Source organism: Kitasatospora sp. NPDC001225 (assembly GCF_053597855.1).
Window position 1 is genome coordinate 1 of sequence record NZ_JBSFJC010000046.1, and the last position, 23378, is coordinate 23378.

Sequence of the window (23378 nt, forward strand, 5' to 3'; positions counted from 1 at the left end):
ACCTGTCGGCCTACGCGGGCCAGACGGTCACCGTGAAGTTCGCCGGGACCGAGGACGCCTCGCTCCAGACCAGCTTCGTGATCGACGACACCTCCGTCCAGACCGGCTGAGCCCGGGCCGGCTCCTGACGGGCCGGTGAACCAGGACAGGTGAGGGGCCCGGCGGCTACGGCTGCCGGGCCCTTGTCGTGCCCGCTCCTCCTGGCCCGGCCCCGGCTCCTCCTCGGCTTCTCCCGGGTCTGCTCCCGGGCTCGCTCCCCGGCTCATCCTCGGCTTCTCCCGGGCTTTCGACCAAGGTCTTGACGGCCCCCGCGGGTGCCTCTAGGTTCGGCGCTGCAAGTTTCCGGCAAGTTGCAGAAACTTCCTGCAGTCCCCCTGCGGCCCTTCCGCAGGCTCCCCCTCCGGCTGCCCCACCCCAGCCACCCCCAGGAGACGACGTGGTCACCACCGCCCCCGCCCGCCGGCCCGCCCGCGCGGCCGGTGCGCTCGCCGCCTCGGCGGCGCTCGCCCTCTCGCTCGGCACCTCCCTCGGTGCCCCCGCCGCCCAGGCCGCCCCGCCCGCCAACAACGGCAAGGACGTCACCGCCATCCTCTTCGAGTGGCGCTTCGACTCCGTCGCCCAGGCCTGCACCTCCACCCTCGGGCCCAAGGGCTACGGCTTCGTCGAGGTCTCCCCGCCGCAGGAGCACATCCAGGGCGCGCAGTGGTGGACGTCCTACCAGCCGGTCAGCTACAAGATCGCCGGACGGCTCGGCGACCGCACGTCGTTCAAGAACATGGTCGCCACCTGCCACGCGGCCGGGGTCAAGGTGATAGCCGACGCGGTGGTCAACCACATGTCGGCGGGCTCCGGCACCGGCACCGGCGGCACCGCGTACACCAAGTACAACTACCCCGGCACGTACCAGGACCAGGACTTCCACGGCTGCCGCCAGCCGATCACCAACTACCAGGACCGCGGCAACGTCCAGAACTGCGAACTGGAGAACCTCTCCGACCTGGACACCGGCAGCGCCTACGTCCAGACCACCATCGCGCACTACCTGGACGACCTGGCCTCGCTCGGCGTCGACGGCTACCGGATCGACGCCGCCAAGCACATCGCCGCCGCCGACCTCGCCGCGATCAAGGCCAGGATGGCCAACCCCAAGGCGTACTGGGTCCAGGAGGTCATCTACGGCGCCGGCGAGCCGGTCCAGCCCACCGAGTACACCGGCACCGGCGACCTGGACGAGTTCCGGGCCGGCACCGACCTCAAGCGGATGTTCACCACCGACAAGCTCGCCAACCTCAGCGGCTGGGGCGCCTCCTGGGGCTACCTGCCGAGCGGCCAGGCGCGCACCTTCGTCGACAACTGGGACACCGAGCGCAACGGCTCCACCCTCAACTCCACCTACGGCAACACCTACACGCTCGCCAACGTCTTCCTGCTGGCCTCGCCGTACGGCGCCCCCAACGTCTACTCCGGCTACTCCTTCGCCAACAAGGACGACGGCCCGCCGAACGGCGGCACCGTCAACGCCTGCTACCAGGACGGCTGGAACTGCACCCACGCCTGGCGGCAGATCGCCAACATGGTCGGCTTCCGCAACGCGGTGGCGGGCACCGGGGTGAGCAACTGGTGGTCCAACGGCGGCAACGCGATCGCCTTCGGCCGCGGCGGCAAGGGCTACGTCGCGATCAACCACGAGGGCGCCGCGATCACCCGGACCTTCCAGACCGGGCTGCCGGCCGGCACCTACTGCGACGTCCAGCACGGCGACCCGCAGGCGGGCGGCGGCTGCACCGGCCCGACCTACCAGGTGGGCGCCGACGGGCAGTTCACCGCGACGGTCGGCGCGGGCGACGCGGTCGCGCTGTACGTCCAGCCCGGCGCGAGCGTCTCCGGCGCCTCGTTCAACGTCAACGCGACCACCACGCCCGGGCAGAACATCTACCTGGTCGGCGACGCCGCGGCGCTCGGCGGCTGGGACCCGGCGAAGGCGCTGCCGCTCTCCTCGGCGGGCTACCCGGTCTGGTCGCTGGCGCTGTCGTTGCCGGCCGGCACGTCCTTCCAGTACAAGTACGTCCGCAAGGACGCGAGCGGCGCGGTGACCTGGGAGTCCGGCGCCAACCGGACGGCGACGGTGCCCTCGGGCGGGACGGTCACGCTGAACGACACCTGGCGGCCGTGAGGCCGGAGCGGACCGGGGCCCCGTCGGCATCGACCGACGGGGCCCCTCCCGCGGCCCTCCGGGCCGGGGTTCAGCCCCGCCCGATGTAGGGCATGGCCGTCGCCATCACGGTGGCGAACTGCACGTTGGCCTCCAGCGGCAGCCCGGCCATGTGCCGTACGGTGCGCGCCACGTCGGCCACGTCCATGGTCGGCTCGGGGGCGATCCGGCCGTCCGCCTGCCGCACACCCGCGCCCATCGCCGCCGTCATGTCGGTCGCCGCGTTGCCGATGTCGATCTGCCCGCAGGCGATCCGGTACGGGCGGCCGTCCAGCGACAGCGACCTGGTCAGGCCGGTCACGGCGTGCTTGGTCGCGGTGTAGGCGATCGAGTGCGGGCGCGGGACGTGCGCGGAGATCGAGCCGTTGTTGATGATCCGGCCGCCCCGCGGGTCCTGCTCCTTCATCCGCCGGAACGCGGCCCGGGCGCAGAGGAAGGCGCCGGTCAGGTTGAGGTCGACCACGGCCCGCCAGTCCTCGACCGCCAGCTCGTCCACCGGGACGGCCGGGCCGAAGGCGCCGGCGTTGTTGAACAGCAGGTCCACCCGGCCGTGGCGCTCGGCGGCCGCGGCGAACAGCGCGTCCACCGCGGCCGGGTCGGTGACGTCGGTCGGCACCACGTCGGCCGGGCCGGCGCAGAGCGCGGCGGTCTCCCGCAGCGGTCCGGACCGGCGGCCGGCCAGCACCGTCCGCCAGCCGTCCGCGGCCAGTTCCACCGCCACGGCCCGGCCGACGCCGCTCCCGGCTCCGGTGACGACGGCGATCCGCTGGTTCATGGCACCCTCCTCGATGACTGTTCCCGGTCGGCCCCGGCCTGGGCGTGCCCTGGGCATGGCCTGGGCACAGCCTGGGCAAGGCCTGGGCGTGCCCCGGAGATCTTCGCGGATCCGGGGGCCGCCGTCACTGGTCGAAGCCGCCGAGGAGCTGGTCGAATCACCAGAATCCGGACGATTCGACGGGGCTCCGACGGCCACCCCCGCCGACCGGCCCCCGCCGACCGGGGGGACGGGTGAAGGCTTTTACCTGATCGCGAACAAACATTGGATTTCCGGTGGCCACCGCGCAACCGGGCCACCCCGGCCTACGTCATAAGATCGCAGGAAGGCGCACCCCCGCGAAGGGGCGGCGCGCCATCACTCCGGGGGACGCGCCAGCGCTGTGCCCTCGGGCATGTCCGGCCCCACCGGGGGGCCGCCGCCCGGTCACGGACCGGGCGCGACATCGGTCGGAGAGTCCTCACCGTGCTTAGGCAGTCGTCCCGTTCCCGCGCCGTCCTGTCCGGCGCCGCCGTGCTCGCCCTGGCCGCCTCGCTCGCGGCCTGCGGGAGTTCCGGCGGTGGGAAGGGGGACAGCGCCACGGCGAGCGCCGGCGCGACCGGCGGCAGCTCGTCGGGCAGCCCGAGCACCACCGGCACCGGCCAGCCCGCGACCGGCAGCGCGACCCCGGCCGCCGCCTCCGGCAAGGTGCTGATGCCCACCGGGCCCGCCGCCGCCCTCAGCAAGTCCCGGGACACCGGCGCCGGCCCGATCATGATGACCAAGGTGACCGGCGCGAAGTCCGGCGTCACCGGCCAGGTCTGGGTCTGGCTGCCGCCCGAGTACAACGACCCCAAGTTCGCCAAGACCGGCTTCCCGGTGCTCACCCTGTTCGCGGGCGGCCAGAGCAACGGCTACAACACCTGGACCGACAACCAGCTGCCGATCCAGGAGGAGAACGAGCGGCTGGTCAAGGAGGGCAAGTCCCACCCGTTCATCATGATCATGCCGGTGCAGAACTTCAACGGCGACGAGAAGAACGCGCTGGACTGCTCCGACATCCCGGGCCAGGCCAAGATGGCCACCTGGATGGCCGAGGACCTCCCGGACTTCGTCCGCGCCAACTTCCGCACCGTGAAGGGCCGCGACGGCTGGGGCGTGATGGGCGCCTCCACCGGCGGCTTCTGCAGCGCCAAGCTCGCCCTCCAGTACCCGCAGGTCTACAAGGCCGCGGTGCCGATCGACGGCTACTTCATACCGGACTCGGGGCTGTGGAAGGGCCACGACGCGGAGAAGGCCGCCAACAACCCGGACGTGCTGGTCACCCAGGGCAAGGCGGACGTGAGCATGCTGGTCACCGCGGGCGGTGCCAACCCGTACGAGACCAAGGTGGTCAAGAGCTGGGTGGAGAAGGCGGTGCCGCCGGTGAACCTCCAGTACCACGAGCAGCCCGGCGGCAAGCACCTGACCTCGGACTTCAAGAAGATGATCCCGGACACCCTGGTGTGGCTCACCGCCCACCTGGCGGGGCCGGCGGCCGACTGAGGCCCCTGCTCCGACCTGTTTCCCACCTGCTCCCACCGCTGCCGCCGGTGCCGGGACGCGTTCGCGCTCCCGGCACCGGCGGTTCTGCTTCCGGAGGGTCTGCGCGCGGGCCTTCCCGCGGTTCTTCCGCGGTTCTTCCAACGGCTTCCCCGGTGGAGCTTGCCGGGGGGTTCCGGTGCGGTTCCGCCGCCCGTCGGCAGCCCCGTGACCTGCGCGTCAATCGGACATTGATTCGCTTCTGATCGACTGCGAGCACCTTGGCTGGGGCGGTCCTCACCGGCCGCCGCCACCCGTCGTGCCCCAAGCAGTGAAGAGAGTCCCATGCCGATCCACCTGGTGCCCCAGCCCGTCCACACCGTGCCCGCCCAGGGCCAGTCCGGAGCCGACTCGCTGGGCGGGGACGCGTACGCGTACGGGCAGGTCGTGGACGACGAGCCGGCCACCCCGCGGTTCGCCGGCCTGCGCCTGGTGCACGCCGCGCTGCGCCGGGACCTCGCCCGGCTGCCCAACGCGCTGCGGCTGCTCCAGCCCGACGAGGACGACAAGGGCGAGGCGCTGCTGCGGCACTGGAACTTCATCACCGCCATGCTCACCTGCCACCACGAGCAGCAGGACACCCGGCTCTGGCCGATCGTGCGCCGCTTCGCGCCCGAGCTGCGGCTGCTGCTCAACTGGCTGGAGGACGACCACCACAACCTGGACCACTCCTTCACCCGGGTCACCACGCTGGTGCGGATAGCGAGCCGGGACACCGGCAGCGCCTGGCCGGTCGCGTACGCGATGGAGGACCTGGCGGCCCGGCTGGAGACCCACCTGCGGATCGAGGAGCGGCAGCTGCTGCCCCGGATGGAGCGGGTGGTCGCCGACGGCTCCCGGCTCGGCGGGCTGGGCGAGCTGCTGGACCTGCTGCGGCTGGCCGACGGCCCGGGCGTCGCGGACGCGCTGGCCTGGCTGCTGGAGGGCGTGGAGCCCGCGCTGGTCGAACGGCTGCTGGCCGAGTGCGACGACGACGTGGCCCGCAACTGGCCGCACTGGCACGCGACCTACCAGCGCTGCACCTCGCCGCTGTGGGGGCCGGTGGACGGCCCGGTCGGCGGTGCCGGCACGGGCACGGGCACCGGCTTCGGCCTCGGTCCCGGCTTCGGCGGTCTGGGGAGCGTCGCCGACTGACCCCGGGGCCTCTTCTCGGGCCGTTGATCTACGCGCGTGGCATGGGCCTCCGGTACGGGCCTCCGGCATATGCTCGAAGGCTCCGGGGGCTGGCTGATATCCCAACTCTCCGTATTTCCAGGGGGATTGGGCCCATCGGCATCGGGTGCCGGCCGTCCCGCCCGCCGCTCCGGCCGCTTACTCCGGCAGGCGGTTGAGCCACTCCAGCGGTGCGACCCGGATCGCCGTGTGCGGCGAGCCGTCCCACTCCGCCGTCAGCCCGACGGCCTCCAGCGCGGCGACCACCGTCCGCCCGACCTCCGCCGTCCGGCGCTCCGAGACCTCGGTCGTCTCCTCCCCGGCGCGGAACCCGCCGTAGCGCAGCATCAACCCCCGGCCGGCGGCCGCCGCCTCGGTGTCCTGCTGGTGGAAGAAGACGAAGCCGACCGAGCCCTCCCCGGCCTCGCCGCCGATCTCCGCGTAGCCGCAGCCCGCGCAGCAGGTGAAGTCCATCGCCGCGACGATGCCCTGGTCCTCCAGCGCGTCGAAGGCGTCCGCCAGCCGGTCCACGTCGGTGGTCTCCGGCCAGGCCGCCTGCTCGGCCAGCCGCGCGGCCCACAGCGGAGCGACGATCCGCTCCGCCTCCTCCTGCGTCAGCCCCTGGTCGTCGAGGTCCTCGACCAGGGACTCGGCTATCTCGTCCGGCTCCTGGAAGCCGCACCGGATCAACTCGCTTGCCCGCTCCTGGACTTCGCGCAGCACGTCGGGGGTGAGAACCGTCTCCTCGGTCATGCCCGCATCCTTGCACCCGCCACTGACACCGACGGCCGGGCGCGGGGGCGGGGACCAGCGCTTCGCCGCGGGCCGCCGTCCTGCTACCGTCCCGCCGGTGACCTCCCTGCTGCAACCACCGCTGCTCACCCGGCTGCTGGCCGCCGAGCGCATCCTGATCGCCGGAGCCGGCGGCGGATTCGACGTGTACGCCGGGCTGCCGATCGCCCTCGCCCTGCGGGCCGCGGGAAAGGAGGTGCACCTGGCCAACCTCTCCTTCTCCCACCTCTACGGCCTGCCGCTCGACGTCTGGGCGGAGTCCGACGTGGCCCGGATCGGACCGGACACCGCCGCCCCCGAGGGCTACTTCCCGGAGCGCACCCTGGCCCGCTGGCTGAACCGGCACGGCATGCCCGACACCGTGTGGGCCTTCCCGTCGGTGGGTGTGCAGCCGCTGCGCGAGGCCTACCGCGCGCTGGTCGGCCGCCTGGGTGTGGACGCGGTCCTGCTGGTGGACGGCGGCACCGACATCCTGATGCGCGGCGACGAGGCCGGACTCGGCACCCCGGAAGAGGACATGGCGAGCCTGGGCGCGGTGGCCGGCCTGGACGAGGTGCCCGAGCGGCTGGTCGCCTGCCTCGGCTTCGGCATCGACGCCCACCACGGCGTCAACCACTCCCTGGTGCTGGAGAACCTCGCCGCGATCGACCGGGCCGGCGGCTACCTCGGCGCCTTCTCCGTCCCGCGCGACAGTCGGGAGGGGGTGCTCTACCTGGACGCCGTCGAGCACGCCCGGGCCGCCTTCCCGGAACACCCCAGCATCGTCAACGGCTCGGTGGCGGCGGCGCTGCGCGGCGAGTTCGGCGACGTCCGTTTCACCGAGCGGACCAAGGGCGAGCAGCTCTTCATCAATCCGCTGATGACGCTCTACTTCGGCGTCACGGTCGAGGCGCTGGCCGCCGAGCACCGGTACCTGGACCGGCTGGAGAACACCGTGGTGACCCGCCAGATCGCCACCGTCATCGCGGAGTTCCAGGACGAGCTGCCGCGTCAGCGGCCGCCCCGGCAGTTCCCGCACTGACCCGGGGCGCCTGGGCGGGCGGGGCCGGGGGCGGGCCGGTCAGAGCGGGGCGAGCCGGAACTCCAGGTTCCCGAACCGCACCTGGTCGCCGGGCCGGACCCGGACGCCGCCCGCTATCCGGCGCCCGTTCACATGGGTGCCGTTGGTCGAGCCGAGGTCGTACAGCATCCAGCCGTCCCGCTCGTGCCGCAGTTCGGCGTGGTTCCGGGACACCGAGGGGTCGTGCAGCCGCAGTCCCGAGCCGGGGAGCCGGCCGATCGTCAACTTCCCGGCCCCGGACTGCGGCAGGCTCAGCCCCGGCAGCCGCTCGGTGCGCCAGGCCTTGCCCAGCCGGTCGCCGAAGGCGGAGATCCGCCCGACCGTCCGCAGCACGAACCGCTCGACCGGCCCGCCGGTCGGCAGTCCGGCCACCGCCGCGTCCAACTCGCCGCGGCTGGTGGCCCGGAGGACGATGTCCATCCGGCCGAGGAAGGTGTCGTGCGAGAGCCGCCCGCTGCCCGCGCCGTCCCGCAGCACCCCGAGCGCCTCCTCCCGCTCGGCGTCGGAGGGCCGGACCGCGCCGGTCGGCCCGGCCGTGCCGGCGGGGAGCTCAGGAGGCGTCATGGCCACATTGTCCGCGCGGCCGATTCCGGCTGTCCAGATCACGCCGGGCGCGGGCGCGGGGTTCGTACGTCACGGCAGTCCAGACGCCCTTTCCGGCCGGGCGGTTCCGCGCGTTTCCGGTGTGCCGTACGGGCCGTTCCGGGACGCCGTACCGACGGACCCCGGCCGCCGTCCGGGCCGTCCCCGGCCGCCGTCCGGGCCGTCCCCGGCTGTCGTACGGGCCGTCAGGCCTTGCGGGCGGCGGCCAGGATCTTCTCCGTGGTGTGCAGGAACCGGGAAGTGACCGCGCCCCGGTAGGCCTTGCCGAACATCTCCTTGGTGACCCACTTGCCGTCCCGGAGGTGGACCACCACGTAGGCGGCCCCCGGACCGGCGCCGACCACCTCGATGTCGCCCTTCGGCGAGCGGTGGGGGAGGGCGAGTTCGGCGGGCAGCGGCTCGGAGAGGAAGGCGACGACCAGCCGGACGTCCGGCGTCACCTCGACGCCCCGGAACGGCTCGGCGGCGAGCAGGTCGGCCACCTCGTCCACCGTCCGCAGCAGCACCGGCACCGGGTACCCGAGCGCCTGCTCCAGGTGCTCCTCGATCCGCCCGGTCAGCGCGGCGCGGTCCGGCTCGGCGGTGGTGAAGAAGACGTTGCCGCTCTGGATGTAGGAGCGGACGTTCCCCAGCCCGAGCTCGGCGAAGAGCGCCCGCAGCCGCTCCATCCGCGCCGTCCGGCCGCCGACGTTGATGGCCCGCAGGAAGGCGATGTACGTGGTCGTGGTGGTCACCCGGCCAGTCTGGCACCGGCCACCGACAGCGGCCCGGCGCTCCCGGCCCGCCCCCGACCGGCCCGCCGCCCCCGACCGGCCCGCCGCCCCTGCCCCGCATCCGCCCGACCGCCCCTGCCAGTCCGGTCGTCCGCGCCCGGCGGTTGTCGGTGCCGGGTGCCAGACTGGCGCCATGGCTACCTGGCAGGATTTCGAGCACGAGGCCCCCGACCTGGCGCCCCTGGTCCGGGCCCGGTTCGAGGCGAACAAGCACCACGTCCTGGCGACGCTGCGCAAGGACGGATCGCCCCGGGTGAGCGGGACGGAGGTCGAATTCGTCGGCGCCGACCTGTGGATCGGGTCGATGTACGGCGCGGTCAAGGCGCGTGAGCTCCAGCGCGACGCCCGCTTCGCGCTGCACGCGCACCCGGGGGACGAGACCATGGCCGGTGGGGACTCCAAGGTCTCGGGCCGGGCGGTGGAGGTCACCGACGAGACCGAACTCGCCGCCTTCGCCGCCGATCTGCCCGAGCCGCCGCCCACCCCGTTCCACGCCTTCCGGCTGGAGCTCGACCAGGTGGTGCACACCGCCCTGGAGGGCGACCACCTGCTCGTCTTCAACTGGCACCCCGGCCGGCCGGTGGAGCGGATCCAGATCCACTGACCGGCCGACCCGGCTGACCCGGCTGACCCGGCCGACCCGGCCGACCCGGATGAGTGGGCCGGGTGGGACGCAACCGCCCTACGGCAGAACGGACTTGAGGGCGTCCGGGGTGCGGGCCACGACGGCGTGCCCGTCGTCCGCGGTGATGATCGGGCGCTGGATCAGGATCGGGTGCTCGGCCATCGCCGCGATCCAGCGGTCGCGCGAACCCTCCTCCCGGGGCCAGCCCTTCATCCCCAGGTCCTTCGCGGCCTGCTCGTCGGTGCGGGTGATGTCCCACGGCTCCAGGCCCAGGCGCTCCAGCACCCGCACCAGCTCGGCCGCGGTCGGCGGATCCTCCAGGTAGCGCCGTACGGTGTACTCGACCCCGGCGCCGTCCAGCTCGCCGAGCGCGGTCCGGCACTTGCCGCACCGGGGGTTGATCCAGATCTCCATGCCGGCCACCCTACCGAGCCGCCCGCGCCCGCCCCGGCAGCCGCCGCGCGCGATGTCGCCCCTGCCCCGGCGCGCGCTGTCCTCCCGGCCGGCCGCGCGCTGTCCTCCCGTCCCGCCGCGCGCGATCCGTTCCGTACGGGAACTCCGCCCCGCCCACCGGCGGTTGACCGGTCAGGAAGCGTGAGCTCGGGAGGGGAGCACCGGATGGACGGCGCGGCGATCATCGAACAGCTGATGACCACGGAGGTCAGGACCGATCCGTACCCGCTGTACGCGAGGGCCCGCGAGCTGGGCCCGGTGGCCCCGGCCGGGGACGGCATGTTCGTGGTGACCGGCTACGCGGCGGTCAAGAAGGTGCTGCGCACGCCCGCCTTCGGCGTCGCGACCGCCGAGATGATGGCCGGCCTGGCCCCCGAGTACGCCGTGCACTCCTCGCTCGCGCTGCTCGGCCGCTCGATCCTCCAGCGCAACGCCCCCGACCAGCCGCGGGTCCGCTCGCTGATCGCCTCGGTGTTCACCGCCCGCCGGGTCGCCGCGCTGCGCCCGGCCGTGGAGGCGGCGGTCGACCGGCTGCTGGACGGGATGGCCGAGCAGGGCGCCGACGGCTCGCCGGTGGACTTCATGGACGCCTTCGCCTTCCGGCTGCCGGTCGGGGTGATCTGCGAGCTGCTCGGCGTCCCCGAGCAGGACCGCTACCGCTTCCGCGGCCTCGCCTCCGACCTGACCATCGCGCTGGAGATCATCCAGGACCTGGACGAGCTGGCCGCCGCCGACGAGGCCGCCGACGAGCTGGCCGGCTACTTCACCGAGCTGGCCGCCGAGCGCCTGGCCCGCCCGCAGGACGACCTGGTCACCGACCTGGCCCGGATCGCCGCCGCCGACGACGAGCGGCTCTCCGCCCGGGAGCTGCTGGCCAACCTGGTGCTGCTGCTGGTGGCCGGCTTCGAGACCACCACCAACCTGCTCGGCAACGGCCTGGCCCTGCTGTTCCGCCACCCCGAGGCGGCCGCCGGGCTGCGCAGCGGCGCGATCACCCCGGCCGGGTTCACCGACGAGGTGCTGCGGTTCGACTCCCCGGTCCAGGCCACCGGGCGGGTCGCGCTGGAGCCGGGCCTGGCCGTCGAGGGCCTGCCGATCCCGCCCGGCAGCGGGCTGACCCTGCTGATCGGCTCGGCCAACCACGACCCGGACCGCTACGAGCGCCCCGAGGTGTTCGACCCGACCCGCACCGACAGCCAGCCGCTCAGCTTCGGCGGCGGCACCCACTTCTGCCTGGGCTCCCAGCTGGCCCGGATGGAGGCCGAGGTCGCGGTGCCCGCCCTGCTCGACCGCTTCCCCCGGCTCGCCCCGGGCGGCGTCCCGACCCGGCGCGACCGCCTGGTGCTGCGCGGCTACGAGACGTTGCCGGTGACCGTCCGCTGACGTTCCGCTCCCGGGGGCCGGGGATTTGGCTCCTCCGGCCCCGGGGACCGGGACGTTCGGCCATTCGTGGCAGGGCCGTCCGTGGGAGAGCATGGAGGGACCAAACCGGCCAATCCGGGCGGATCGCCCGGAACGGCCGCCTGCCAGGAGGTCCCGCCGTGCGCACAGCACCCCGCCCGCCGCGTCCCGCGGCGCTGGAGCCCAAGGCGCCGCGGTGGGTGCCCTGGCTGCCGGTGCTCCTGCTGGTGCTGGACCTGGTCGCCGAGGCCGTCGTCCCGGACGCCGTCGCCGCCGGCTTCCTGCTGACCGCGCTGCCCGTGGTGGCCGCGTTCAGCTACGGCCCGGTGCTGACCGCCGTCACCACGGCCGGCTCCCTGGGCCTCCAGCTCGTCCTGGCGCTGCGCGCGGACCACGTCGACGAGCAGCACCACGTCTGGGTCTACATCGCCACCCTGCTCTCCGGCGTCATGGGCACCGCCCTGTCCTGGCAGCGCACCCGGCAGAACCGCAACCTGCTCCAGGCCCGTACGGTCGCCGAGACCCTGCAGCGCACCGTGCTGCGCCCGGTGCCCGAACGGGCCGGCGGGCTGCGGGTGGCCGGCCTCTACCGCCCGGCCCAGGCCGACGTCCTGGTCGGCGGCGACCTGTACGAGGTGTGCGACACCCGCTTCGGCGTGCGGGTGCTGCTCGGCGACGTCCGGGGCAAGGGCCTGGCCGCGGTCCGCACCGTCGCCGACGTCCTCGGCGCGTTCCGGGCGGCCGCGTACGACACCCCCGGGCTGGTCGACCTCGCCGACCAGCTGGACCGCGCGGTGCTGCGCGACGCCGCCGACCGCGGCGACGACGAACTGTTCGCCACCGCCGTCCTGCTCCAGTACCGGCCCGGCTCGGACTGCGTGGAGATCGTCAACCGCGGCCACACCACCCCGCTGCTCCTCGGCGGCGGGGGCATATCCCCGGTGTCCTGCGCCGACGAGCTCCCGCTCGGCCTCGGCCACCTCGGCCCCGCCGACGAGCGCAGCAAGGCGATCGCCGTCGCGCTGCCCCCGGGCCACACCGTCCTGCTCTACACCGACGGCGTCAGCGAGGCCCGCGACACCACCGGCGCCTTCTACCCGCTGGCCCCCCGCCTCGCCGCCCTCGGCACCACCGCCCCCGACCGGGTGGTCTCCTTCCTGGCCCAGGACGTCCACCGCTACGCCGGCCTCCTCGCCGACGACCTCGCCGTCCTCGCCCTCACCCCGGACACCCCGTAGCCCCGTCCCACTCCCAGAGGTTCGCGAACAGCTCCGCCTGCTCCCGGGCGTCGTCCAGGGCGTGGTGCGTATGGGGCAGGTCCGGCAGCAGCTCCGGCGGCATCGACCGCTTCCCGATCCCGGCGAACGGCACCCCGGCGCGCGCCGCGTACAGCGTCTTCAGGTCCAGGCAGCCGGAGTGCCCGAACGGGCTGGAGCCGGTGAACCGCACCAGGTACCAGTAGAGGAACTGCCAGTCGTACACGGCGGGGTAGCCCACCATCACCGGCCGGTACCGCTGCCCGCCCGGCCCGCCCCGCACCCCCTCCACCCAGCGGCCGAACTCCCGCATCGCCGCCGCCGGATCGGCCCCGTCCGCCTCCAGCACCGCCCGGTCCAGCCCCGACACCGCCAGCGCCTCCGGGACGTACTCCGCGCTGATCGGCCGCAGCTCCCGGTAGAACGCCGCCCCGCCCGCTCCCGCCCGCCGGAACCCCTCCCCGTCGTGCCACCCGGCCACCACCGCCCCGAAGCTCACCATCGAGTACGGCCCCGGGATCGGCCCGTCCGCCTCCACGTCCACCGACACGTACACCGTCGGCGTCACCTTCACCCTGCGTCCCATCCCCCCATCCAACCCACCCCCGCAACCCCGTTTCCCACCCCACCGGCCGCCCCCTCACAACCGAAAAGGACCGGCGCCGCCCGGCACCGGTCCCTGTTCCGCACCCGAGGGCCGGAGGGGCTCCTACAGGTCGTAGTTCTGATCGAACATGCCCCTGACCTGCGGAAACAGTGACCACATAGAAGATCATTTCACAACCAGTGCACACGCGACGGCCTCAACGGATGAGAAGAGTCGAGAGGTGTCGGGCGGTGATGAGAGGTCGCGCGGCTGGGTGTTGCGCGTCACTACGGAGTGCCACCGAAGCGCGAACCCACCCCTGGCCGCGAGGTGGGCGAACTGGAAGGACAGAGGTGGTGACCAGGGCGACGACGATAGTCAGCTCGGACCTGATGGACGCCGCGATGCACGCGCTGACCGAGCTCGCTGGCCCGGACCAGTTGGCGGTGTTGGCCGGCGGGACGCTGGATGGGCGGCTCGCCCGCTGTCGGTAGGTTGAGTGGATGGTGGGCTGTGTCTCCTGGCGCCCGGCAGCGGCGCCACGGCGTGCGCTGGAAGAACGGTGCCCACCCCTTGGTCCTAGGATGGCTCGCCAAGACGAGAACACGGCGGACTCTGTACGGCTGGGGGCGGCATGGCTGGCTACACCTTCATCGAACTCACTGCATTGCCTACCAAGCCGCGAGGCACAGCGATCAGTCCGGCGTGGCGGTACCTGAAGGGTGCCCATGCCACCGTTCAGGGAGTGTTCGACGGGCTCACCGCTGTTCGGGTTGCCAAACAGAAGGATGATCCCCGTGGTCGGCTTGGCAGGGATGAGGCGGATCTGCTGCGGGCCGCCATCGTCTTCACCTCCAGCGGTATCGACGCCTGCGCCAAGAGGCTGCTCAGGGACACCGTCCCGCTGCTGATCAATGGCAATGCCAACGCCGCGAGAAAGTTCGACGACTATGTGAAGCAGGATCTTGCTGATGGGCCATCAGGCTCTATGTCCAAAGCGATCCTCAGCCTGAACCCGCGCGAGGAGATGGTCCGGCTGTACGTCGCAGCACGCGCCAAAGCGAGCTTTCAAGGCAGCAGCGACTTGAAGTCGCGCCTCTGTGACACCCTCGGCCTGACCAATGCTCAGATGCCAGCGGCGAAGCTCAAGGCTCTCGACGACTTCTTCATCGCGCGAAACGCCATTGTGCACGATCTTGACTACGTCAACCCGAGCGGGACGAGTGAGGCCCGAAACGTGCGGAGTCTCGACGGTGTGTGGGCAGAATGCGACGCAGCTCTGGTACTGGTCGCCGAAATCATCGCCGAGGCCGCGGTGAACATTCGAGCTCTACCGAAGGTGTGAACCACCCCGCTGCCTCTGGTGGTACCTTGCGGCTCCCACTTGGCTGAACTAGGCCAACGGCAGGAACGAGGTCTTCTACGAGTAGGCTGTGAAAATGATTGATATCGCAATCCCAAGGAAAATTCCAATGCCAAGCCACCGAAATCTTCCTTCCCAGTCGGGGAGGACTATTGGGGGAGGTGGAGTTACTCTTGCCTCAACTCGTTTCGCGATCTCCGCAAGTGATGTAGTCACTTGCTTGAGCTCTGCTGTGTGGACGCTGCCGCCTTTTAGATGATTCATTTGATCTGCTGCAGTGCCAAGGCTTTCAATGCTGCTTTCGAGTCGGACTGCGAGCCCGTCGAGGCTGCCATTGTTGTGAGATCCGAGAATTTCCTCAAGACGCCTGACTAGATTGGCAAGCGATTCGAAGTCGATTCTTGTGGAGAGCCGGGAAAGCTGATCCGCGGCTTGGGCTATCTGGCTTGCCACGTCTTCGTTGATGCTGTGGCTTGCATGGGTGAGAAGGCCGGCGACGTCCTCATTTATCCGATGTGAGGCGTATGTGAGACGGTCGGCTACGTCTTCATTGATGCTTCGGGCGGCCACGGAGAGCTGGCTGGCCGTGTCGGGTGAGATTATTCCGTCGCGCAGGGCATTTTCGAGCATCTGGGAAAGCCTAGGTGCCGACTTTCCCAGCTTTGCGAGTGTGGCCTTGGTTTTCGGGTCGATCTCATGGTGAATATTGATGTCGCCATGCTGGTCGCCGCCGATAAATGCACCGTTGCCGTAGTTATTTTGAATCGACTGCGACTTTTGAGGCACTGGGGCGTCGGTGGTCACCTGTCGTTCCGGGTGCTGATATTGATTTCACCATAGTGATTGTTGCCGATGAATACCCCAGAACTGTAGTTGTTTTGAGAGCCGATGGTAGTCGTCCTGTTTGGTGCTGCGGTCGCGAGTTCCTCAATATCGGCCCGGGCGTCGGTGTGGGCACCAAGAAAAGCTGCGAACAGCTCGGTCCAGTTGTCGGTGACGGCGCGCTCAGTAATCTCGCGCCGGCTCAGCGCTTCCGCGTGCTCATTCAGCATCTGCAAGGCGGAGGTCTCCTCTTGGGGGTTGCTACTGCGACGGAAGATGGCTGAGATCCGAGTGCTCAATGCGTCGACCTGGCCTTGGAGTAGGTAGGAGAGAACTCCACTGGCGGCTCCCGTACTCACTGCCATAACTGCTTCTCCGTAAATGGGACGGTTCTCCTTTGAAGTAGCTGGATGGCCCTCGCATGGGTTGCACAACCCGGCCTGGACCGTCTTGCGTGCCAGGTTTGTCGACAGTATCGGCCGTAGTGCGGTCCTGGCCGGGCAACGTTGAGCGCTGTCTGAAAGGCGATGCTGGGATGTCTGTGCACCGTGTCTACTGCGCGGACAGGTGCCTTCCTCGCTCACGGGGTACCTGGGCCAGGTCGACACGGGTGGGAGGACGGCCGGAACGACGCCGTCGAGTGCGACCCCGGTCGGGAAGCCGACGGTGCAGGGCGCTGGCCGGATCGATTAGGAGCGGGACGAGAGGGTGACGGCGGCGCAAGTCCCGGAGACGGTAAGCACCGCAGTGAGCAGGCCGAGGATGACGGGGCGAGCAGGACGGCGGCGAACCGAGCGGGTGGCGTTTGCGGCTCGACGGATGGTCAGCTCAGGGGTCCGGTCGCGGACGGTGGCGAGGCCGATGTTGAGCAGGTCAAGCGCGGCGGCCAGGAGCGTGGCCAGAGCGATGCCGAGCAGGGCCTTGTGGGTGGCAGGAAGGTCCTCGGCGAGTTGGGTCGACGGTGTGGGCGCGCCGGACCTCTACCTCGCCCGGGTCCATGCTGTTGGCGTCGCTGCGGAGGAGGTTCCAGCCACTACGCCAAGGGTTCACCGCGCGGTTGCCCGGCAGCAGTGGCCTCCCATGGTTGGCACGCTGCCCGACGCCAACCTCCCTTTCCGGGCGGGCTCTTGGCGCACTGCTGATAGCATCAACGGCTAACCGGGCACCTTCCGGCGCATGAATCGCAGGAGGCGTTGTGCTGCACCAGCCGGTCCAGTCCACTAATGTCCTGTCCGTCGGCTACGACGACTGCTCCAGCACCTTGCAGATCGCCTTCCACAGCGGATCCCTTTACGAGTACACATGCGTGCCCGCGCAGGTGCACACCGCACTGATGGCCGCCGCGAGCAAGGGCGGGTTCGTGGCCCGGTATATCAAGGGACGGTACCCGACCCGCAAGCTTGCGGGCTGACCCGGCTCTGAGTCCACTCGTTCCTGGCCAAGTCGAGGCGTGCGTGCAGATTTCTGATGTGTCGGTCGAGGGTTTCCGCTGCCTCGCGGAGATCAAGCAAGTGCCGGTCTTGCGGCAGACCGTACTGACCGGCCAGAACGAGGGCGGGAAGACGGCGCTGTTGGACGCCCTCGCGTTCTTGTTGAAGGGCACGGCACTCAGCGAGCGTGACCTGACCTACCTCGGTGAGGGTGAAGCCGAGGATGCCGACGCGCAGGCGCGCGTGGCACAGGCGGTGGTCGAGGGCTCCTTCGCACTGCGTCCTCACGAGCAGGAAGACCTGGGCCTGCCCGAGCAAGTGCCGATCCGGCGCCGCTACCGGCCGGAGGCGGGTTCGTTCCTGGAGGTGCGGCGCCGCGTCTGCGAGGAGGCGGCGCTGCAGGACCTCGCATCACTCAAGCTCCCTGCTTTGAAGACGATCGCGAACTCCTACGGTGTACTCCCGGTCGGCCCGGCCACCGCGCGCGACAGCTGGGAGAAGCCGCTGCGGCAGCTTGCTGACACCATGCCGCAGGTCGACGAGTGGGTAGCGGCGGACTCTTCCATTGAAGCCGCGCTGCCGTCGCTCGTGTACTTCCGCGGCGATGCGGTCCAGGCGCCTGAGACGGTGATCCATACTTTGCTGGGGTCCCGCCTGCGGGAATACAGCCGAGCCGATGACGCCGCCAAGCGGGTCGAGGAGCTTGAGGAGTACCTCGCGAACTCGCTTACTGTGGACATCGACCGTATCCGCAAGCACATCGCGGACCGCTGCGAACTGCCGTCGGTCGAGCTAGACCCGAAGGTGCAGGTCAAGCCTGCCCTGACTGGCGTGGAACTGACCATTGTGGACGCGGGCGGACATCGCATCCCGTTGTCCTCGGCCGGAACGGGCCGTTCCCGCCGCATCTCCCTGGCTCTCTGGGAGAGCAGCAATGAGCTGACCCAGAACGACGACGGCACCACGAGCGACGTCGTGTTTGTCTACGACGAGCCGGACACCCATCTGGACTACACCCGCCAGCGGCGGATCATGTCGCTCATCCAAGAGCAGTCGGCACAGCCAAACGCCCGGGTGATCGTGGCCACCCACTCACTCAACCTGATCGACGGGGTCGACATCTCCTCCGTGGTGCACCTGCGCACCCATCAGGGACAGGTCTGCGTGGAGGTCCTCGATGAAGGCGGCGCCGACGCGGACGTGCGCCGCCACCTGTCGACTATTGCGACGACGCTTGGGTTCCGCAATAGCGTCCTGCTGCACGAGCGGTTCTTTGTTGCCGTGGAGGGCGTATCGGAGACGTCCGCGTTCCCGATCCTGTTTCGCAAGTACACCGGCGTACCCATCCAGTCCGCGGGCGTGTGCCTGATGGCCGGCGGCAGCAACGAGGGTGCGCTGCGCTTCGCGAAGTTCCTGGCCGACCACCGGCGGGACGTGGCATTCGTGGTCGACAAGGACAGCCGTACGAACCAGAAGCAGGTCTTTCGCGACGACAAGCTCAAGGAGTACGGCTTCACTCCCCACAAGCACTGCTTCTACCTGGGCGCGCCCAACGAACTGGAGGACCTGTTCCAGAATGCGGACTGGGCTGACACCGCCAACGCCCTGTGGCCGCGAACCGACGGCTTGGGGCCGTGGGAGCCCGACGACCTAGCCGGGCTGCGGTCGGGCAAGAAGTTCAGTTCCGCGCTGTTGGACATGTTCAAGACCGGTTCCCTGGAGGGGCCTCAGTCCAAGGAGGACTTGATGGTCGGGATCGCCGCGCACCTGCCCAAGGAGCGCATTCCCGAGGACCTCACCAAGCTCTTCGACGATCTGGTCATGCGTGCCCGGAACGCGGGGCCGCATCTGTGGTGACTGCCGCGGACGTGGCCTGCCGGGCCGCCCGCCGCGCCTGCATGCGGCGAAGCCGCTGCTCGGGCGTTGGCTCCGCCCAAGTGTGCTGACCGACCGAGGCCACCCACTGAGTGCCGTGGTGGCCTTGGGCGTCGCCGCACCACCGACAGCCGTTCGGGTCGGGTGGTAGGACTCTGTTCGTGCGTATCACCCGTGCGCCGCCCATGAGACACCGTCCGTGTGTATTGGAGCACCTTCGCTGGGAGTAGTTACCCCGGAGCGTCATGTTCAAAGAGTCCCACACGCCACCGACAAGCGGATTTATGCAGTCCGAATGGCTTCGCTACTGACCGCGCTGGCGACCTGGGCCCTCGGACTGGGCGGCCTGGGCAGATGCTGGGCCACATCCTGTAGGTACGGTCGCCGCCCAGGCGCGCATTGGCGTACTGATCGCCGTCAGCGGGGGCGGTTCACCCGGGCGACCACCGCAGGTTTCTCGACGGCGCTGGTGACCCCCGGGCTGGCCGCTATCCCGATCAGCTGCCAACTGGACTGGCGCGACCCGATGACGGCAGGCTCCGTTGCTTGGCGAGCACTGGTGACGTCTCGCCGGAGGGGGCGCAGTGCCGGTAAGAGATCGAACCCGTTGAGTCGGGAGTCCTGAGTGATGACTACTGAAAGTAGCGAGATCGCATCAGCTCCGGGGGCCGGTGGTACGCGGCGTCATGGGCCATCGAGGGCAGTACTCCCAACTCTTCACGGCGCGAGGCTGCCAGCTTTTGCCTACACGGTGAAGTCCATCATCCATCTGGCCGAGCGGAATGTCCCTGAGTCGGCGGAGAACGCCCGTGACCGGTCCCCCGTTCCGGTCACGGTCCCGCTGGCCTGAGTGGCGATCAGGGGCTGGTTAGCACCCTCCGCCTGTGGTAGAGCAAGAGGACTCCGAGGCGGGTGAGCCGAGGGTGATCAGCTACGGGTCGGCCGGGACGGAGCAGCAGTCGCCACCGTTGCTCTGGGCGGCGGTGGGCTCGTCGAAGAGACCGGCTCCGCTGCGGACGCCGGTCTCGGGGAGGGTCAGTTCGACGCGGGCGGCGGCCTCATGGTCGCCGGCGCATCGCCGGGTGGAGCTGCGCCACGCCAGCAGGATCACGATGGTCGCGACCGCCTCCACCGCGCTCAGGGGCAGAAGGACCGTTCGGAAGCTGGGCGCGATCCAGGCGAGCAGGGCGGCGATGGCCGCCCCGCTGGACCAGGCCACCCACGTGGCACTGCGGTCGACCTGGGTGCCGCCACATCTACCTCACTACGACTCCCAGCTCGGCTCCAGACCCTGGCGCTGCAGTTCCTCCACGGCCTCGGACAGCGTGCCAAGGTCCTCGATGGTGAAGTCTCCCAGGGCCGTCTTCCGATGGGAGTGGACTGTAGTCGGCGGTACGGCGATCAGTGGGCTCGGTGAGGAGGCTATGAGCCGTGTCAAGAGCTGGCTGTAGGGGCCGGGAGGGAATGCGGGCTTCAGTGCGAACGGATCCGCGCAGTCCTGGTCCGGTCCGGCTGCCTTCGCGTAGACAGTGACCCCGCGGCTGGCGATCTTGGTGACGCCGTCCTCCTCGCTGACCACTCGCGGGTGCGGTGCGGCAGCGTCGGTCGGCCGGGGGTCCACGTGGACGAACATGGCAAGGGGAACCGCCCGAACGAGCCTGGCGGCCATGAGCATGGCGACCCGCAGTTCGAACACCCGCTCGGCGGCCTCCTCGGCGGAAAGGTCATAGAGGGCGTCGCAGACCTGCGAGGCGTACAGCGCCTCGTGCATGGCGCCTGTGACGCGCGAGACCATCGACGGCGTGGACTGGCGGTTGTCCCTCATGTCCTTCGCGAAGAACTTGTCCAAGCCCACCGTCTTCGCGTCACCGTTCAGCGCCAGAACGATCATGTGGTCGCTGCCGTAGGGCCATCGCACCAGCGCCCCGTACTGGCGCAGGTGGGCCAGCGTGCGGGTGACATCGGAGTTGCCGATCTCCAGGGGAATCCCTCGCGTCCCCTCGGCGTGCGCAGGGAAAACGATCTCGTCCGTAGCGAAAACAGTGGTGCCGCGCTCCGTGACCTCGAACGTGAGGCGTTCGCACCCCCAGGCAGCCTCGAAGCGGACCCAACCGTCACAAGGCGCACCGCTCTGCTCTTGGTCGACGGCGATGCTAATCCCCTGCAAATTCGCATGGGTCAGAGTTTCCTGATTGCGCCGCCGTTCCTTGTCCTTGAGCGCTGTGGCCCCGACCCGGATATGGCTGAAGACCAGGTTGCCGGTGACGTACAAGCGCAACAGGTACCACAGCACGGCGTCGCTCTCGGTGTTCCAGCGCCCGCTGTGCGGTTTGCCCATGGCGGGTATCAGGTGCTTGTCATGGCAGACCACGCCAGTCCTTCTGCGCCACATCATCGCGACCTCCGTCCCATAGGCGTCGACCAGTCTGGCTATCGCCCGACCCATGGCAGTGTGTTCAGTCTCCGGTACTTGCCCGTCTTCCACCTGGAGCTCCATTCCTCCCGACGCAGACACACCGGTGCGAGCGTAGCTGCCGGCACCGACAGCTCCCACTGCCGCGGTCCGCAGGGCACGGCCTCCAGCGCGTGGGTACGCGCTGGAGGCCCCGTCGCGGCCAAGAGTGCCGTCGGGTTCGTCTGCTCATGACGATGCGCCGGACAGCTCGAAGATCCTTGGCTTCACTGCCCGGCGTCTCCTGCTCATCCGCCCCTGTTAGCGTGACTCACCGAAACGCAGCGAGGCCCGCGAATTCGCTGAGCCAGCGCGGCCTTTCGGGGTTGTGCGCGGAGGTGGTCAGGAACGGACGATGCCCTGCACGGGGTCGAGGTGGATCGTGCGTCCGTCGGGAGCCCGCCAGGAGTCTGTGGCGGGGTGGTGTGGGATCAGGGCGATGTCCGCCAGACCTGGACTGCTTACCCAGTTCGCGGGTGGCGCCGTATTGAGCTTCCCCCGCTGCGCGGGAGGTGGTGATTACCTGGTCAGGGCGGGTGTGGGTGGTTCGACGGCCACTGGTTCGGCCGTCGCCTGGTCGGCGTAGTGCTTGGCTTCGTACTCGTCGGGGCTGAGCCAGCTCAGGTGCTTCTGGATGCGGCGGGTGTTGTACCAGCCGTCGATGTAGGCGAACAGCGCGAGGTCGGCGTCGGTGCGGGTGGTGAAGGTCGTGCGGCGCACGCACTCGGTCTTCAGGACGCTCCAGAAGTTCTCTGCCAGGGCGTTGTCGAACGAGTCGCCCACGCTTCCCATGCTCGGCTCGATTCCCGCCTTCAGCAGGCGAGTTGTGAGCTTGATGGACGTGTACTGACACCCGTGGTCGCTGTGATGAATCAGCTTCCCCGGCTCGATGGGCCGGCCGTGCAGCGCGTACTCCAGGGCGGTGAGGACCAGGTCGGCGTCCGCGCGCTCGGAGGTGTGCCAGCCGACGATGCGACGGGAGAAGGCGTCGCGGATCGTGGCAAGCCACCACGGGCCCTCGCCGGTGGGGATCAGCGAGATGTCGGCGACCCACAGCCGGTTCGGTGCGGCGGCGGTGAAGTCGCGCTGGACCAGGTCCGGAGCGGGGTCCGCCGCCGGGTCGCGGCGGGTGAAGGAGCGGGGCCGGCGCGGGCTGACGCCCTGGATTCCGGCCTGGCGCATCAGACGCTCGACCCGCTTGCGGCCGACGTGGGTGCCCTCGCGCCGCAGGACGGCATGGACGCGTGGGGAGCCGTAGGTCTCGTCGGAGTCGGCGTGGATGCGGCGGATGTGCTCGGTCAGCTCCGCGTCGTGGCGCTTGCGCTCGCAGGGCTCGTGGACGTCGCGGCGCCAGCGGTAGTAGGTGGAGGCGGGGATGTGCAGTTCCCGGAGGACGGGCTCGGCCCCGAAGCGGTCCTGGTGCTCGTCGATGAGCTTCAGTACCGTCGCCGGGTCGGGTCGAGCTCCTGGGCGAAAAAAGCCGAGGCGGCCTTGAGGATCTCGCACGAGCGCCGGAGCTCGGCGTTCTCCTTGCGCAGAGCCGCCAACTCCTCCTTCTCGACAGTGGTCAGCCGGTCGTCGCGCTCACCCCGATCCGCCTCGTCCTGGCGGATCCAGTTCCGCAGGGCCTCATGGTGAACCCCGAGCTCGCGGGCCATCTGACGGATCACGGGCTTCGGATCGGCCGCCCGGTATGCGGCAACAGCCCGCTGCCGCAACTCGGGCGGGTACTTCATCGGTGCAGCCATGACGGGGGCTCCCTTCTCATGGCCAATCAGGCCATCTCCGGCAACCTTCCGCACCTCGGGGGAACCTCATATCTGCGGGTAGTGGCTCGGCATTGCCCGGGACGAGCCAATCGCGGCGGACCTGAACCGTGGAGAGGATCACCTGGCGGATGTCCTCGGTCGTCGGCCGCTCTGGCAGCACCGCTCGGCTGGCCTGGGTGACGAACTCGAACCCTCCGTCCGCCGTCGGCCACACCGGCAGGATGCGTTGGGACTCCGCGCCGAGCCGGGTGACTGCCAGGTCCGGATCGAGTGGTGATGTCAATGGGTGCAGGTCACCGGTGATCCGGGATGGCGGAGGGATCGCCGCCATATCAGCCACTGCGGCCAGGCCCTGCTCCTTCGCCAGTCGTGCCGCGACATCGGCATCCGTCCCGGTGCCTGACCAGCCCTGCTGTATA

At 70.2% G+C, this 23378-nt stretch carries 21 protein-coding genes and 1 pseudogene; 10 read left to right on the forward strand and 12 right to left on the reverse strand.

Features of this window, described 5'->3' with window-relative positions:
- Nucleotides 1-436: 436 nt before the first annotated feature.
- A complete protein-coding gene (locus tag ACWDCZ_RS18010) occupies nt 437-2173 on the forward strand; it encodes a carbohydrate-binding module family 20 domain-containing protein (RefSeq protein WP_449816363.1) in 1737 nt (578 codons plus the stop codon).
- 70 nt (nt 2174-2243) lie between these two features.
- Here the strand turns inward: ACWDCZ_RS18010 and ACWDCZ_RS18015 are convergent, their stop codons facing one another.
- Nucleotides 2244-2987, reverse strand: a complete 744-nt coding sequence (locus tag ACWDCZ_RS18015; protein ID WP_416873415.1) for an SDR family oxidoreductase — start codon at nt 2985-2987, stop codon at nt 2244-2246.
- A 465-nt stretch (nt 2988-3452) separates the two neighbouring features.
- On the opposite strand from ACWDCZ_RS18015, the gene ACWDCZ_RS18020 reads away from it, so the two are divergent.
- Nucleotides 3453-4511 carry an alpha/beta hydrolase gene (locus tag ACWDCZ_RS18020; RefSeq protein WP_079271752.1) on the forward strand — a complete coding sequence of 353 codons (1059 nt, stop codon included), beginning with the start codon at nt 3453-3455 and terminating at the stop codon, nt 4509-4511.
- Nucleotides 4512-4832: 321 nt separating this feature from the next.
- Nucleotides 4833-5681, forward strand: coding sequence for a hemerythrin domain-containing protein (locus ACWDCZ_RS18025; protein WP_449816364.1), 849 nt, complete (start codon nt 4833-4835; stop codon nt 5679-5681).
- A gap of 177 nt (nt 5682-5858) precedes the next feature.
- Here the strand turns inward: ACWDCZ_RS18025 and ACWDCZ_RS18030 are convergent, their stop codons facing one another.
- Nucleotides 5859-6452, reverse strand: coding sequence for a DUF6891 domain-containing protein (locus tag ACWDCZ_RS18030; protein WP_074000866.1), 594 nt, complete (start codon nt 6450-6452; stop codon nt 5859-5861).
- 97 nt (nt 6453-6549) lie between these two features.
- On the opposite strand from ACWDCZ_RS18030, the gene ACWDCZ_RS18035 reads away from it, so the two are divergent.
- Nucleotides 6550-7512, forward strand: coding sequence for a DUF1152 domain-containing protein (locus ACWDCZ_RS18035; RefSeq protein ID WP_074000867.1), 963 nt, complete (start codon nt 6550-6552; stop codon nt 7510-7512).
- Between the two features lie 39 nt (nt 7513-7551).
- Here ACWDCZ_RS18035 and ACWDCZ_RS18040 read toward each other — a convergent pair whose 3' ends face one another.
- Both ACWDCZ_RS18040 and ACWDCZ_RS18045 read right to left on the reverse strand, forming a co-directional pair.
- Nucleotides 7552-8115: a DUF1707 and FHA domain-containing protein gene (locus tag ACWDCZ_RS18040; RefSeq protein WP_049650762.1), complete on the reverse strand. Its 564-nt coding sequence runs from the start codon at nt 8113-8115 to the stop codon at nt 7552-7554.
- A gap of 224 nt (nt 8116-8339) precedes the next feature.
- Nucleotides 8340-8888, reverse strand: a complete 549-nt coding sequence (locus tag ACWDCZ_RS18045) for a DUF1697 domain-containing protein (RefSeq protein WP_449816365.1) — start codon at nt 8886-8888, stop codon at nt 8340-8342.
- 172 nt (nt 8889-9060) lie between these two features.
- Between ACWDCZ_RS18045 and ACWDCZ_RS18050 the strand changes: the two genes are divergently transcribed.
- On the forward strand, nt 9061-9531 hold the full coding sequence (locus ACWDCZ_RS18050; protein WP_074000870.1) for a pyridoxamine 5'-phosphate oxidase family protein: 471 nt from the start codon (nt 9061-9063) through the stop codon (nt 9529-9531).
- Nucleotides 9532-9609: 78 nt separating this feature from the next.
- Here ACWDCZ_RS18050 and ACWDCZ_RS18055 read toward each other — a convergent pair whose 3' ends face one another.
- Nucleotides 9610-9966, reverse strand: coding sequence for an arsenate reductase family protein (locus ACWDCZ_RS18055; protein ID WP_049650761.1), 357 nt, complete (start codon nt 9964-9966; stop codon nt 9610-9612).
- A 180-nt stretch (nt 9967-10146) separates the two neighbouring features.
- Between ACWDCZ_RS18055 and ACWDCZ_RS18060 the strand changes: the two genes are divergently transcribed.
- Together ACWDCZ_RS18060 and ACWDCZ_RS18065 are read left to right on the forward strand one after the other, a co-directional pair.
- Nucleotides 10147-11388, forward strand: coding sequence for a cytochrome P450 (locus ACWDCZ_RS18060; RefSeq protein ID WP_449816366.1), 1242 nt, complete (start codon nt 10147-10149; stop codon nt 11386-11388).
- Nucleotides 11389-11546: 158 nt separating this feature from the next.
- Nucleotides 11547-12644 carry a PP2C family protein-serine/threonine phosphatase gene (locus ACWDCZ_RS18065; RefSeq protein ID WP_159028402.1) on the forward strand — a complete coding sequence of 366 codons (1098 nt, stop codon included), beginning with the start codon at nt 11547-11549 and terminating at the stop codon, nt 12642-12644.
- Here ACWDCZ_RS18065 and ACWDCZ_RS18070 read toward each other — a convergent pair.
- Complete coding sequence (locus ACWDCZ_RS18070; protein ID WP_449816367.1) at nt 12625-13248, reverse strand: 3'-5' exonuclease; 624 nt, start codon at nt 13246-13248, stop codon at nt 12625-12627. The genes ACWDCZ_RS18065 and ACWDCZ_RS18070 overlap by 20 nt on opposite strands.
- A gap of 634 nt (nt 13249-13882) precedes the next feature.
- Here ACWDCZ_RS18070 and ACWDCZ_RS18075 point away from each other — a divergent pair.
- On the forward strand, nt 13883-14593 hold the full coding sequence (locus ACWDCZ_RS18075) for a hypothetical protein (RefSeq protein ID WP_449816368.1): 711 nt from the start codon (nt 13883-13885) through the stop codon (nt 14591-14593).
- Nucleotides 14594-14668: 75 nt separating this feature from the next.
- On the opposite strand, the gene ACWDCZ_RS18080 is transcribed toward ACWDCZ_RS18075, so the two are convergent.
- Nucleotides 14669-15415: a hypothetical protein gene (locus ACWDCZ_RS18080; protein WP_449816369.1), complete on the reverse strand. Its 747-nt coding sequence runs from the start codon at nt 15413-15415 to the stop codon at nt 14669-14671.
- Nucleotides 15412-15669: a hypothetical protein gene (locus ACWDCZ_RS18085; RefSeq protein ID WP_380342770.1), complete on the reverse strand. Its 258-nt coding sequence runs from the start codon at nt 15667-15669 to the stop codon at nt 15412-15414. Before ACWDCZ_RS18085 ends, ACWDCZ_RS18080 begins: the two co-directional genes overlap by 4 nt.
- A 959-nt stretch (nt 15670-16628) precedes the next feature.
- Here ACWDCZ_RS18085 and ACWDCZ_RS18090 point away from each other — a divergent pair.
- Together ACWDCZ_RS18090 and ACWDCZ_RS18095 are read left to right on the forward strand one after the other, a co-directional pair.
- Nucleotides 16629-16844, forward strand: a complete 216-nt coding sequence (locus tag ACWDCZ_RS18090; RefSeq protein ID WP_449816370.1) for a KTSC domain-containing protein — start codon at nt 16629-16631, stop codon at nt 16842-16844.
- Nucleotides 16845-16887: 43 nt separating this feature from the next.
- Complete coding sequence (locus ACWDCZ_RS18095; RefSeq protein ID WP_449816371.1) at nt 16888-18720, forward strand: ATP-dependent nuclease; 1833 nt, start codon at nt 16888-16890, stop codon at nt 18718-18720.
- Nucleotides 18721-19669: 949 nt separating this feature from the next.
- Here ACWDCZ_RS18095 and ACWDCZ_RS18100 read toward each other — a convergent pair.
- The 4 genes and pseudogenes from ACWDCZ_RS18100 to ACWDCZ_RS18115 form a co-directional block, all read right to left on the reverse strand.
- Nucleotides 19670-19831: pseudogene (locus ACWDCZ_RS18100) on the reverse strand (flavoprotein); the annotation flags it as partial.
- A gap of 171 nt (nt 19832-20002) precedes the next feature.
- Nucleotides 20003-21235 carry a hypothetical protein gene (locus ACWDCZ_RS18105; RefSeq protein WP_449816372.1) on the reverse strand — a complete coding sequence of 411 codons (1233 nt, stop codon included), beginning with the start codon at nt 21233-21235 and terminating at the stop codon, nt 20003-20005.
- A 474-nt stretch (nt 21236-21709) separates the two neighbouring features.
- On the reverse strand, nt 21710-22696 hold the full coding sequence (locus ACWDCZ_RS18110) for an IS3 family transposase (RefSeq protein ID WP_375877716.1): 987 nt from the start codon (nt 22694-22696) through the stop codon (nt 21710-21712).
- Nucleotides 22627-22938 (reverse strand): transposase, encoded by a 312-nt coding sequence (locus tag ACWDCZ_RS18115; RefSeq protein WP_375877717.1) that lies wholly within the window; start codon nt 22936-22938, stop codon nt 22627-22629. Before ACWDCZ_RS18115 ends, ACWDCZ_RS18110 begins: the two co-directional genes overlap by 70 nt.
- Between the last annotated feature and the right edge of the window lie 440 nt (nt 22939-23378).

Coding starts and splice junctions, on each gene's coding strand:
- ACWDCZ_RS18030 (WP_074000866.1), bottom strand. CDS start 6,452: ATGACCGAGGAGACGGTTCTCACCCCCGACGTGCTGCGCGAAGTCCAG.
- ACWDCZ_RS18025 (WP_449816364.1), top strand. CDS start 4,833: ATGCCGATCCACCTGGTGCCCCAGCCCGTCCACACCGTGCCCGCCCAG.
- ACWDCZ_RS18105 (WP_449816372.1), bottom strand. CDS start 21,235: ATGGAGCTCCAGGTGGAAGACGGGCAAGTACCGGAGACTGAACACACT.
- ACWDCZ_RS18040 (WP_049650762.1), bottom strand. CDS start 8,115: ATGACGCCTCCTGAGCTCCCCGCCGGCACGGCCGGGCCGACCGGCGCG.
- ACWDCZ_RS18075 (WP_449816368.1), top strand. CDS start 13,883: ATGGCTGGCTACACCTTCATCGAACTCACTGCATTGCCTACCAAGCCG.
- ACWDCZ_RS18055 (WP_049650761.1), bottom strand. CDS start 9,966: ATGGAGATCTGGATCAACCCCCGGTGCGGCAAGTGCCGGACCGCGCTC.
- ACWDCZ_RS18115 (WP_375877717.1), bottom strand. CDS start 22,938: ATGGCTGCACCGATGAAGTACCCGCCCGAGTTGCGGCAGCGGGCTGTT.
- ACWDCZ_RS18015 (WP_416873415.1), bottom strand. CDS start 2,987: ATGAACCAGCGGATCGCCGTCGTCACCGGAGCCGGGAGCGGCGTCGGC.
- ACWDCZ_RS18050 (WP_074000870.1), top strand. CDS start 9,061: ATGGCTACCTGGCAGGATTTCGAGCACGAGGCCCCCGACCTGGCGCCC.
- ACWDCZ_RS18070 (WP_449816367.1), bottom strand. CDS start 13,248: ATGGGACGCAGGGTGAAGGTGACGCCGACGGTGTACGTGTCGGTGGAC.